The sequence below is a fragment of the Neobacillus sp. K501 genome (genome assembly GCF_053749995.1).
On the sequence record NZ_JBSLYA010000003.1, the window covers coordinates 459,572 to 472,167 of the forward strand.

Genomic DNA, 12,596 nt, shown 5'->3' on the forward strand with positions numbered 1-12,596 from the left:
ATTTGTAATAATTATTTAATCCTATTATTAGCGAAATGATATTTTGAACAAGTACGCACTTTTTCATTACATATTGAACAAAACTATACTGTAAAATTTATATAGTTTCCCCCTACCTTATTTTATTAGTATAAAATAATCTTTTCTTTTTCATACTAAAAGGAAGAATTACCATTACACTTTTTCTAAAGTGAACAAATGGCAGCTTATATCAGTGAGGGATGTTTATGTTTTGGAAAAAGGGTAAAAGCATTGCTAATGATAGTAGTGACACACAACAACCTGTGCCAAGGAAGATATCACTAGACTCTCTAAAACAGGTTTTAGACAATATGGACGATGTAGAGATAATCGAACGCACTACACTTAACGATCAAAAAGTTGTCTTAATCTATTTAAGAACCTTAATTGACCAGGATCGTTTGAATGAATCAATAATAGAACCTGTTATCCAATGTACACATGCCATGATTTACGAAAGCATAGCCACACCAAAAGTAATGAAGATCCAATTACTTGAAGAGGCACAGAAATTACTCCTCACCGGTGCTGTACTTCTGAATGATTGTATCCAAGAACAATGGTTGGCCATTCCTCTTCCTAACGAATTAAGTAGGGGGATTGAAACCTCTGAAACAGAAACAATTTTATACGGTGCAAAAGATAGTTTCACTGAACAATTAGAACCAAATATCACCCTCATACGCAGAAGACTTCCTATTACTGAATTAAAAACAGAGAAATATAAAGTAGGTTCGTTAAGTGAAACAACGGTAATCCTAATGTACATAGACGGGTTAACCAATCCTGAATATATATCAATAGCAAGAAAGAAAATCTCTGAAATTAACTTTGATTTATTTTTTGATTCATCCCAGGTAGCGGCATTTATGGAGGAACATAATCACAGTATTTTTCCACAATTCCAACAAACTGACCGCCCAGATGTTTGTGCTTATTCCTTAGGGCTCGGTAAATTAACTATATTGGTAGAGAACACACCGTTTGTATTAATTGCACCAATCACCTTTTTTCACCTTTTCCAATCACCTGAGGATTATATTAATCGTTGGCCGGTTGCAAGTTTTTTAAGAGTTATTCGATATTTAAGCTTTTTTCTGTCCGTCGCACTGGTACCATTATATGTTGCACTAACAACTCACCAATATCAAATGATTCCCTTACAAATACTATTTGTTTTAGTGGAATCTAGAAGTAAACTACCTTTTACACCATTTTGGGAAGCAATACTGATGTTAACTATTCTTGAAATCATAAAAGAAGCGAGTTTACGGATGCCGACCAAATCAAGTCAAACCTTAGGGGTGATTGGTGGTATAGTTATCGGTCAAGCAGCGGTTCAAGCAGGTTTTGCCAGCAAAGTATTAATTGTATTAGTTTGTATTTCAACCATCGCCTCATTTTTAGTACCAAACTATTTGATGACGAAGGCAAATACACTCATTCAATTTGGTTTTCTTCTCCTTTCATCCATTTTTGGTGTTTTTGGCATTGCCATGGGAGCTGTTGCCATTTTGGCACATCTAAATGGTCTTACTTCCTTAAAACAACCCTATTTTTCACCAGTCGCTCCATTTTACTGGAAGGACTGGATCGATCTCTTTATTAGAGGGCCTTTAATAAAGATGAAATCCCGTCCGGATCATTTACACCCTTTACAGAAATGGAGATACAAACGAAGGTTGTGATTCAAAGTTGACCACATTTTCCTTATTTGATAAATCATCTAAATTTGACGGAATCTATGCCTTTTTCATCGTCAACCGTTTCCAAATGCTTTACCTATTTTTTTTAATGCCTAACTACTTATTACACCCGTATATGATTTGGGGCATTGTTGCAATGGCAATCTTTTCCCAACTCAATATAATGCTGTTATGCAAATGGCTAGAATCAAATTATGCTAAAAAGGGATATCAAGGTTTTGTAGAGCTTTTTGGTGTTCAAATGGTAAGGCTTTTGACTTTTATAGGCCTAATATTGATGCTAATCAAAATAACGGTGATTACACTCGGATACTTAGAAGTTATTCATGATTTTATTTTCCCATCAATGAATTCAAATTGGATTATTTTTTTGATTCTTCTTACGAGCTCCTATGTTGCTTCACTAGGAATGAAAAATACCATACGGTTAGTGGTAATTGTTTTTTTATGTGTTTTTTGGATGATTTTTTTATATTATTCCTTTTTTATTCCACCAATCGCTGCATTACATGATTTGTATCCCTTGATACCAACAAATTGGACAACTGATTCATGGAAAGGACTGTTACTCATTTGGGCTTCATTTTCAGGACCAGAGTATTTAATCTGTTTAATTCCTTGGATCAAACCACAACAAAAAATGAGTAAATATTTAACCTATGCGAATGCTCTTTCTGCTTCAGAGTATTTGCTATTGTTTATTGCGAGTTTATTCTTTTTCGGTTCAAATTATTTAAGTAAAAGTAAATACCCTATTATTCATATGATTCGATACTTACAATCTCCCATGTTTGAACGACTGGATATTATCCTGATTTCACTACATATGTTTGTATTGGTGTTTGCTATATCAATTTTCTTGTTATGTATATATGGGGCTACAAGAATCATCCTAAAAAAAACAAGTACCCAACCTTCACGTATGGGTTTTGCTGTCACTTGTATTATGTTATTTCTCTGCTTTGTAATTGTGAATAATTGGATTTGGTCCATTGAAACGGAACAGAATATTCTCCTGAATATTCAAATTTGGTTAAGTGGAATAACTTACTTAATCGTCCCAACATTCTTGCTCCTATTGACAAAGCTAAAAGGGCGTGTAAAAGCATGAGACGAAAGAAAATGCTTTTTGTTTGGGGAATCTTTGTTTCATTAGTCATGATTCCAGGATGTGCACCATTTGTTGAGAACAACACAATTGAAGATATTGCCCCTGTCACTTTTTGGTCAATTAGTAAAGGCGAAAAAGGAAAAACAAAAATGAGTACATTAGTCCCTCCATTAGTAAATGAGCCAAAAAGCTTATTAACACTAGAAGTTGATCTCCTTAAACAGGGAGGAAAAGATTTTAATTTAAGATATTATCGTGAATTGAAGGTTGGACAACTCCGGTATTTTTTAATTCATGAGGAATTAGCGAAACAAGGGATTATTCAGTTGATTAACACACTATTGACAGACTATGATATTTCGCAAAGAATGTATTTAGTAATCGTTAAAGGTAATTTTGACGAATATATTAACAGACAAGCAAAGAAGCAAGAAAACCTTGATTATTACCTGTATCGGATGCTAAGACACTATGAGAGGAAAAAACAAGGTGAAATGACCATTGTCAATTTGCATGAATATAAAAATATGTTGTTTTCACCATTTTCAGATCCCGTTCTTCCTGTTTTCAAAGTAGCGAAAGATAACTTTACTTATGAGGGGACTGCTTTTTTTAGCAATGATAAATTAATAGAAACGGTCACAAGTATCGAAGATCAAATATTTCAACTTCTTGACAATGATCACTATTTGAAGTTTTTTCCAATACCCAAATTAGATGTGGTTATTGGACGTACACGCTCAAGAGTAAATGTGGATTTAGATAAAAATCTTTCCCTAGTTACAATAAACGTGAAACTAAATGGAAGAATTGAGGAATATCAAGGTAATAAAAATATCCTCAACGGAAATGAACTGATGCAGCTTCAGAAGGAAATTGAAACTGAATTAGAAATGAAAACTACGGACCTCATAAAAAAAATGCAAGAGCTTAAGGTGGATCCTCTTCAAATCGGGACACACACCCTTAGCCCCTTTTCCAAACCCATCAACGAAAAGGTATGGTCGGCCGCTTGGGGAAAAATGAAAATAAAAGTTAATTATCAGCTTTATTTTGAGACATTACAAAATACTAAAAATAATTATTAAATTTTCATGAAAAGAGGTTGACCCCCCTTGGCCGGAGTCAACCTTAGATTACCAGTTAAAATTTACCTAATCGACTCTTGTCTTACTAAAGGATTCAACCCAGCAGTCTCCATATAATCTTTTCCCCAGTTATACATAGCATCGAGAATCGGCATCAAGCTTCTTCCTTGTTCAGTAAGGGAGTATTCTACTTTTGGAGGAACAACGGGATAGACTTCGCGTTTTACAATCAAGTCTTCTTCCAGTTCTCGCAATTGATTAACTAGCATTCTCTGCGTGATCCCTGGCATAAGAGCTTTCAGTTCACCAAATCGCTTCGTTCCCTCTTTTCCTAGATGCCATAGTATAAGCATCTTCCATTTACCACCGATAACGGAAAGAGTTAATTCTTTTTCACAATTAAACATCTTATCCTGCATTCGCGACATTTCACATCACCTCCATATTTATTATAACCCATAGTATACTTTTTTCACTATATGAAATAAAAGCCTGTAATTGTAATATCATTCCATACATTATATATTTGCAGTGAATATATAATTCTATTCTGCGATTAACTATAAAGACGGTTTAGCTAGTATTCCAAATGGAAAAATCGTCACAACCTTACATTTATTCCAGGTATTGATTTAGCAGGTATAGTCGTATCGTCTCAAGATTCACGCTTCCGCGAAGGAGATGAGATCATATAATAAGCTATTTTTCTTCACTTTTTCTATTAAATGTGACAGATGGATATTAAATTTCCCCGATAAAAAAACTGTATGGAATAAATTCTACACAGTTTTTTTGAAATTCCTATTAGATTGTCAGCAACTCCAACAAGAGTCCTTTTTTAAAGTGAATTTTCAAATAATATCCAATGGCATTTTCCTAGTAGGTTTAGGAAATACTTGATCAATTCTACTGAGATCTTCTTCAGTAAACTCAATTGTTGCTGCTTCAGCATTTGCAATAACATGTTCATCTTGAACCGCTTTTGGAATAGCGATGACGTTATTCGAACGGATGGTCCAAGCAAGAGCGATTTGTAATGGTTGGACATTGTATTTGTCAGCAATATCACGAATAACTGGATCGTTTAAAAGCTGTCCTCTTAAAGATCCTCCTTGAGCAAGGGGACTGTAGGCCATGATTGGCATGTTAAGTTCACGCTGCCATGGTAAGAGATCGAAGTCGATTCCTCTTGAACCTAAATGGTATAGCACTTGGTTCGTCACACAATTTTTTCCATTCCTTGTGTTCCATAGCTCTTCCATATCAACCGTGTCAAAATTAGAGACGCCCCATCTTAAAATTTTCCCTTCTTCACGTAGTTTTTCCATTCCTTCAATTGTTTCCTCTAAAGGAACACGTCCTCTCCAGTGGAGAAGATATAAGTCCAAGTGGTCTGTTCCGAGTCGTTTTAAGCTGTTTTCACATGCTTTTGAAATCTTATCTAAACCTGCATGATGGGGATACACTTTTGAGACTAAAAAGACTTCATTTCTGAGTCCTTTAATGGCTTCGCCAACTAAGCGTTCAGAGTCGCCATTTCCGTACATTTCAGCAGTGTCAATAAGTTTCATACCCAATTCTAAGCCGAGCTGCAAGGCTTTTATTTCTTTGTCTCTCACTTGGGGATTTTCCCCCATGTACCATGTTCCTTGTCCTAAACTAGGTAAAGAAGTGCCATCAGGCAGGGTTACAACGTGTTTGGCTAATGCATTTTTAATTTCCGCTCTTTTCTTTTCATCCATTAGGCTCGACCCTTTCTTTTATGTATTTGGGTATCATAGATGTAGAATGTTAACGTGTCTTCGTATAAAGTCGCATTTATTTAGAATTTCCGCAACCAACAAATTCCTTCTTAGTTGCATTATATGACCATTTCTGCTTCCGTCTGTGCAAAAAAACAAAGAAGTGAGGATGGCCTATAAGTGTTACACTTTGAGTCATCCTCACCACTTCTATTCTAAATCAATTTATCAATCGACTTTGATATCAAATGGATTAGATCAGATGAGCTCCTCCATCGATCAGAACCGATGTGCCAGTTGTAAACCCATTTTTCACTAGGTAAACATAGGTTTCTGCAATATCTTTAGGTTGAGCAACACGTCCGACAGGTAATTGCTTAGCAATCCCATGGTACATATCTTGTCTTTGATCTTCTGGCATTCCGCCGTAAAGAGGAGTGTCAACGATACCAGGTGATACCACGTTTACTCTGATAGGTGCCAGGTCTATTGAAAGTCCTCGTACTAATCCATCGATTGCTGAATTAATGGAAGCTAGAGTCGTTGCACCTTGAGGAGGACGCAAACCATATACACCAGAAGTTAATGTAATAGAACTTTCATTATTCAAGTATGGAAGAGCAGCAAGAACCGAAATATACTGCCCCCAGAACTTACTATCAAAAGCCTCTCTTACGGTTGCAACAGGCAGTTCGCTAAAGTGACCCATAGTGCCTTCACCTGCAGTAACCACCAGGTGATCAAATTTCCCAACCTTCTTGAAAAAGTCTGCAACCTTTTCCTCGCTGCGAAAGTCGATTTCATAGCCCTCTACGTTACCACCAAGATTCACTTTTGCGTCAGATAATTTTGAAGCAGAACGGCTAGCAATAATGACTTGAGCGGATTCATCGAGAAACGCCTTAGCAGCGGCTAAACCAATACCAGATGTACCTCCTAAAACAACCACTCTTTTTCCTTTTAATGACAACGTCATAACCTCCTTTATTCATATATTTGTTTAACCAACTTGCGGATTCTGATTAAAGAATCCGCAAGTTAGAAATATTTACGTTTTTACCTCAGCATTATTATTTAGCTAAAAGTTTTAGTGATTCACGATTAAATGCTGGAATATCTTTTGGTTCTCGACTTGTTACAATATTTTTGCTGATGACAACTTCTTCGTCTTTATAATTTGCACCAGCATTTTTCAAATCGTTACGAATGGATTTATAGCCAGTGATGTCGACACCTTTTAAAAGGTCTGTATCAATTAACACTTGTGGTCCATGACAAATGGCAAAAACAGGTTTTCCATCTTGGATAAATGCTTTTGCAAATTCACCAAAACGATCGTCTTCACGCAATAAATCGGGAGAGAATCCACCAGGGATAAGCAACGCATCAAAGTCTGCAGGACGAACTTCATCAATGGATTTATCAATTTTTACGGTTGTGCCTTTTTTACCAGTTACTTGGTTACCTGATTGTTTGTCAATCGTGATAACTTCATGACCAGCTTCTTTAAAGGCTTGTGCCGGTTCAGTGTACTCGACATCTTCAAATAGGTTTGTTATAAGTGTAGCGATTTTTTTACTCATGCTCATTCACCTCCTTTCAATGACAAAACAGAAGTACATAAATGTTTCCCATCACCTTAAAAGTTACTAATGAACATACTCAAGGTCTCTCTCAACATTGGTACTTAAAATGTCTTCTGTTTTGATCTCGAGTAATTTCTCTAGGAATCTTATAGTTCCTAGTACTACTTGAATATCTCCCTCTGTTTTAACGTTTTCCATTTTCTTTTGAACAATCAGTTCATTGATAACTTGTTTGAAAGCATCGGTCTTTATAAACCATTTTCCAACCAGTTCCTTTGTTGTGTCTCTCTCGCCTTCATTTTTGACAGCAAATAAACTTTCCGTTTTTGTTTCTACGAGCGTTACGGAACCGAAATCGGAATCCATACGGATACGAAAATAATTCTTTCTACTGTCATAATATCTTTCTTCCTTTAATATAAAATACTCTATCCCTACTGTGATTTCATAAAAGAGTCGTGTCTCTGTAGGATAATGAAGATCTCTTACATCAACACTTTTTACAACGTCTAAATAGGTCTCCAAACCATATTGGGTACTAATGATTTTTGCATCCATTACATTCATGATTTCACTCCCTTTTTCACTTTGCGGATTGTTTAAATATTTTTAGTAGCTTGTTTACTAAAATCCACTCAATATTAGGCTAATTGCTTTTTTGGACTGCATGTCCACCAAACTCGTTCCGAAGAGCAGCGACCACTTTCCAGGTAAAGTTTCATGATCTGCTGATTCTTCTACAGCATTGACATTTAAATCAAAGGCGGCTACTTTGTAGTTGTGATCAATTAGATTTTTTCCTAAGTTTAACCCCATTTTCCCTAACCCGATTAATCCAACTTGCAGCCTCTTGTCCTCCTGAACGATTCGTGTTGTTATCAAATTATTAATGCGTTTACTGATTGATCTTTTGAAATCATCTCATACTTAGACCCTTGGTATTCCCACCAATAAAACCCGTCCTCTTTTAAAAGTTCATCCGAAGCATCCGGACCCATCGAACCTGAACGATAGAAATGTAAGGGGACTGTGTTTTCCTCAAACGCTTCTAGAACTGGCTGCACCCATTTCCACGATAATTCTACTTCATTCCAGTGAACAAAGAATGTCGAGTCACCGCGTAATGCATCAAAGATTAAGAGTTCATAAGCTTCGGGTATGTCTTTTGCTCCTGTTGAGAAATCAATTAAAATAGGCTCAATTTCTCCGTTTTTTAGCGGATTCTTACTATTCAATTGCAACGATATCCCTTCATTGGGATTGATATTGACAATTAATAGATTTGGTTCCGTTTGTAGATCGGATCCATACAATTCTTTAACTGGATTTTTAAACTCAATGATGATTCGCGTTGACTTTTCCTTCATTCTCTTTCCTGTACGGATATAGAAAGGAACTCCTCGCCAAAAATCATTATCGATCCATAAACGGGCGGCAACAAATGTATCGTTAACAGAGGAAGAATCAACCCCAGGTTCCTCCCTGTATTCAACCACTGGCTCATGATTCGTTTCTCCGGCACCATATTGGCCACGTACCACTTGAGAACCGACATCCTCTTTCTGCAAAGGCCGCAATGATTCCATCACCTTTCTCTTTTCATTCCGGATATCTGCTGCACTTATCGTTTTTGGTAGATGCATGGCCGTCATCATCAACACTTGCAGCAAATGATTCTGGAACATATCCCGGATGGCTCCGGCTTGCTCATAATAGCCCGCTCTGTCTTCTACTCCAACCGTTTCACTCGCCGTTATTTGTACATTGGCTATGTGCTGTTTATTCCATAAGGATTGAAGCACAGGATTGGCAAATGTCAATGCTTCGAGGTTTTGAACCATTAGTTTGCCAAGATAATGGTCTATCCGGTAAATTTCCTCTTCGCTAAAAGATTTACTTAGCCTTTGATTTAATTCTTGTGCGGAAGCCAAATCATGCCCAAACGGCTTTTCAATAATCAGGCGTTTCCATCCCTTGGTCGTTCCCAATCCGCTTTCTTTAATATTGGAGGCAATTACATCGAAAAACTCGGGTGCAACAGATAGATAGAATAATCGATTTTCATGAATGTTTAACTCCCGTTCACGCCTCTGAACCAAAGTAAGCAGTTCTTGATATCCCTCCACATTCGTTACATCTAATTGGCTGTAACGAAACGCTTCGATAAATTCTTTTAATTTAGCTTTATCTTCGATAAAACGTCTAGAAAATGTTCTTAATGAATGTTCTACATTTGTTTGAAATGTACCATCCGATAGTTCTCTCCTGCCTAAACCAATAATCGAAAATGACTGGGGCATCTTTTGATCTAAAAACAAATTAAAAAGGGCGGGATAAATTTTTCTTTTGGCTAAATCGCCCGTTGCTCCAAACAAAACAAAGGTCATAGAATCCATTTTTCATTCCTCCATTCCTCAAAACATTTTCCAATAGATAGAAAAATATAGGTACCTACTCTAATGCTTGATAATTGTTGGTTATTTCAAATTTTTTACGATCTAAATGATTGTAGACTTTCGCTACCCTACATCTGCTCTATTCACCTGATTTTTTTCTCCCAGCTTGCACCATGAAAATGAACTTCCTGAATTGGTCATGACCACATTGAGGACATTGATATTTGTAAGAATCGTTAAACATCTTTCGCAAACTTTTCGATGCTTTGCTTTTGGCCTTAACATAATCGTTTCATTCTCTCTGTGTTCATTAATTGACGATCTATATTGAATAAGGATCTATAACTTCCACCTAAAAACTGTATTATATATTATTACAGTTAAAATAAAAAATTAGATTTATCATAAATTCGATCTTATTTACAAAATACAAAGGAGAATTCTTCATTCTCTCTTAAAATGTCTAATGGTATATGTGTCTTTTCATCTTAACAATCGCCGCTTAAGAAGAATTGGTTGCAGTATTGATGTTAGTATAATATCTACAACAGATAATTAAAAGTACGCACTTTTATGTTATATAGTAAACAAAAAAGTACTTAGTATACTTTTATACACTATTGAGAGTGATGCGATTTTTCATTAGGGGATTTAAAACAGAAAAATCCCCGTTAATGTACGAGGATCTTTCAAAATTGCCTTGGAGTCATGATTTAAATAATAGTTTGATCAACTCATGATAAATAAGGGAGTATCCCTGGATTCAAGACTTGTTGTGATATTTTTTCTTAATGACAATTTCCTCCTTTTAATCTTAACTTTTTCATTTAATAAATTGTTCTGCGATTAATCGATATGATTGATGCTTATCCTTTGATGAATAAGTGATAGTTACAATCATGATTTCATCTGCTAATACATGAGATTGAATTTCTAATATTTTACTTTTCACCTCATCAGGAGTGCCTATAATCATTTTCTTTTTTATTCTTTCAATAGACTTTTGATTACGTAGATTTAATAGAATTTTTTTTGCCTCATCAACAGAAGGAACTCCTTTGTTTCCTTCCATACTCTCATTTTGTAGTTCCCAAACAATTGAACTTAAAGCAATTTCTTCTGCTTTTTGAGTAGTTTCTGCACATATTACTGATAAAGCCATAATGACGTATGGTTTTTGGCCTTTTTTTCTTGGTTGAAATGACTGACGATATTGTTGGACGATTTCTGCTCCGTTTTCATCACTCATAAATTGTCCGAAACTATAGGCTAAACCGTTTTCCGCAGCAAAATTTCCACTTTTTCTACTTGTACCTAACATCCATAGATCAGGACTAATTTGCGGTATCGGAGAAGCCTCTAATACGGTCCCTTCATTATCTATGTACTTAATTAATTCATTTACTAAATCAGGCATTTTATAGACATGTTGCAAATAGTTATCCGATAATGCATTTGTTGCTTCAGCAGGACCACCCGGTGCCCTTCCAATCCCTATATCAATTCGATTAGGAAATAGAGTGGATAACATGTGATAGGTTTCTGCTACTTTATACGGCTTATAGTATGGCAATAAAACTGCTCCAGAGCCAATTCGTATATTTTTTGTATTTGCCCCAATATACCCTAACATTACCTCGGGCGCGGAGCATGCAAGCCCTGGCATTGCATGATGTTCAGCAATCCAATAACGTGAATATCCTAATGTCTCCCCTATGCGTGCGAGATTCATTGATTCCTGTAATGCTTCATTTGCCGTTTGATTAGTTGAAATGGGAGACTGATCTAAAATGCTTAATTTCATAAGATGAAAATCCCCTTTTCTATTATTCCACTTCTTTCAAAGTCAGTTTATATTCACCAATTTGCCCTTTTTCGTATAGATTCGTAATTGATGTTGAATATTCTTGAATCGTTCCGCGGAACTCAAGATGTCTCTCGGGTACGATTACATCAAATGTTCCTTTGTATAATAATGTTGCTATGTCATGGTAGTTGTCACTTGTAACATAAAAAGTTAACGATATCTGAGTTTTACCTTCTATCTTTTTTTCATCATATTGTGTGATATTAATTTTAGTATCATTTAGTTGGATTTCTGTAACCATTTCATCATCTTCCCTTTCTAATAGATAACACATTCCTTATACAATTGACGTACTCTAACTAATAAATGATGCCGTATGATATGATTTTTCTAGAATATCGTGACGAATGTAAACTTTCTACGTTCGTCACAACCATGTAAAAAGTTAATCAACTGTTAATACTTCCTTTAGCTGTATTTCAAAAATGTAACCCTTACTTGTAACCCGCGCTTTTATTGAATTTGGTTTAGCGTAATCGATCAGGCATCATAATACTCAGAAAATCTACAATCCCATTCCCTATCATGAGTTCTTCTCTATCTTGATCAACTAGTACTCTTCTGATCATATCTTCTTTTCCCTCCAGCACTTTACTTGTCCAATGAGGGTCAATGATGAGCGCCCTACTGTCACTATTTCAGCGTTTGTCAATGTATCCTCTGCATCTTGTTTAGTACGAATATCACCAACACCAATTAAAGGTACACGTCCATTTATTTTCTCATGAACATATTGCATAATAGATTTTTCTTTATAATCTTCAGATACAGATACTCGCTTAAAGTCACCCAATGATATATGCAAATAGTCTAACTTTTTATCAGCTAATTTATCAACAAGATAAAGGGTATCTGACATTTTTATTCCAGGTTCTTCCTATTCTTCTGGAGAAAAACGATATCCCACAATAAAATCTTGAACATTTGAATTATCCACGACCTCAGTAACAGAATCGAATTTCTCCACCCTAATGCGCCATATTGCGTCTTGATTTTATACCCCAATCCTCACGATGCATCGTTGAGAAATCTGCCCTCGAATTCCTTGCTGCGAATATGCCAAATGAGCTTTTTGAATT

The 12,596-nt window shown here is 35.8% G+C and carries 12 protein-coding genes and 2 pseudogenes; 4 read left to right on the forward strand and 10 right to left on the reverse strand.

The window, feature by feature from the left end:
* The first annotated feature begins 227 nt into the window (after positions 1–227).
* Genes ACWM35_RS10210 through ACWM35_RS10220 form a run of 3 tightly spaced genes read left to right on the forward strand, consistent with a single transcriptional unit; the run spans position 228 to position 3,926 of the window.
* The gene (locus ACWM35_RS10210; RefSeq protein WP_454817937.1) at positions 228–1,709 is read left to right on the forward strand and encodes a spore germination protein; all 1,482 of its coding nucleotides are present in this window, start codon (positions 228–230) and stop codon (positions 1,707–1,709) included.
* A gap of 7 nt (positions 1,710–1,716) precedes the next feature.
* On the forward strand, positions 1,717–2,838 hold the full coding sequence (locus ACWM35_RS10215) for a GerAB/ArcD/ProY family transporter (protein ID WP_454817939.1): 1,122 nt from the start codon (positions 1,717–1,719) through the stop codon (positions 2,836–2,838).
* Positions 2,835–3,926, forward strand: coding sequence for a Ger(x)C family spore germination protein (locus ACWM35_RS10220; RefSeq protein ID WP_454817941.1), 1,092 nt, complete (start codon positions 2,835–2,837; stop codon positions 3,924–3,926). Before ACWM35_RS10215 ends, ACWM35_RS10220 begins: the two co-directional genes overlap by 4 nt.
* A 62-nt stretch (positions 3,927–3,988) precedes the next feature.
* On the opposite strand, the gene ACWM35_RS10225 is transcribed toward ACWM35_RS10220, so the two are convergent.
* Positions 3,989–4,354, reverse strand: a complete 366-nt coding sequence (locus tag ACWM35_RS10225; protein ID WP_108669074.1) for a winged helix-turn-helix transcriptional regulator — start codon at positions 4,352–4,354, stop codon at positions 3,989–3,991.
* Positions 4,355–4,472: 118 nt separating this feature from the next.
* Between ACWM35_RS10225 and ACWM35_RS10230 the strand changes: the two are divergent.
* A pseudogene (locus ACWM35_RS10230) lies at positions 4,473–4,618 on the forward strand (alcohol dehydrogenase catalytic domain-containing protein); the annotation flags it as partial.
* A gap of 159 nt (positions 4,619–4,777) precedes the next feature.
* Here ACWM35_RS10230 and ACWM35_RS10235 read toward each other — a convergent pair.
* The 9 genes and pseudogenes from ACWM35_RS10235 to ACWM35_RS10275 form a co-directional block, all read right to left on the reverse strand.
* Positions 4,778–5,668, reverse strand: coding sequence for an aldo/keto reductase (locus ACWM35_RS10235; protein ID WP_454817943.1), 891 nt, complete (start codon positions 5,666–5,668; stop codon positions 4,778–4,780).
* A gap of 253 nt (positions 5,669–5,921) precedes the next feature.
* On the reverse strand, positions 5,922–6,644 hold the full coding sequence (locus tag ACWM35_RS10240) for an SDR family oxidoreductase (protein ID WP_454817945.1): 723 nt from the start codon (positions 6,642–6,644) through the stop codon (positions 5,922–5,924).
* Between the two features lie 94 nt (positions 6,645–6,738).
* A complete protein-coding gene (locus tag ACWM35_RS10245; RefSeq protein ID WP_454817947.1) occupies positions 6,739–7,251 on the reverse strand; it encodes a type 1 glutamine amidotransferase domain-containing protein in 513 nt (170 codons plus the stop codon).
* A gap of 66 nt (positions 7,252–7,317) precedes the next feature.
* The gene (locus ACWM35_RS10250) at positions 7,318–7,821 is read right to left on the reverse strand and encodes a hypothetical protein (protein WP_454817949.1); all 504 of its coding nucleotides are present in this window, start codon (positions 7,819–7,821) and stop codon (positions 7,318–7,320) included.
* A gap of 153 nt (positions 7,822–7,974) precedes the next feature.
* A pseudogene (locus tag ACWM35_RS10255) lies at positions 7,975–8,100 on the reverse strand (NAD(P)-binding domain-containing protein); the annotation flags it as partial.
* A gap of 32 nt (positions 8,101–8,132) precedes the next feature.
* Positions 8,133–9,650 (reverse strand): glucose-6-phosphate dehydrogenase, encoded by a 1,518-nt coding sequence (gene zwf / locus ACWM35_RS10260; protein WP_454817951.1) that lies wholly within the window; start codon positions 9,648–9,650, stop codon positions 8,133–8,135.
* An 823-nt stretch (positions 9,651–10,473) separates the two neighbouring features.
* Positions 10,474–11,454 (reverse strand): LLM class flavin-dependent oxidoreductase, encoded by a 981-nt coding sequence (locus tag ACWM35_RS10265; RefSeq protein ID WP_454817953.1) that lies wholly within the window; start codon positions 11,452–11,454, stop codon positions 10,474–10,476.
* A gap of 22 nt (positions 11,455–11,476) precedes the next feature.
* Positions 11,477–11,758 (reverse strand): DUF3219 family protein, encoded by a 282-nt coding sequence (locus tag ACWM35_RS10270; RefSeq protein WP_454817955.1) that lies wholly within the window; start codon positions 11,756–11,758, stop codon positions 11,477–11,479.
* Between the two features lie 324 nt (positions 11,759–12,082).
* Positions 12,083–12,376 carry a hypothetical protein gene (locus ACWM35_RS10275; RefSeq protein WP_454817957.1) on the reverse strand — a complete coding sequence of 98 codons (294 nt, stop codon included), beginning with the start codon at positions 12,374–12,376 and terminating at the stop codon, positions 12,083–12,085.
* Positions 12,377–12,596 lie beyond the last annotated feature (220 nt).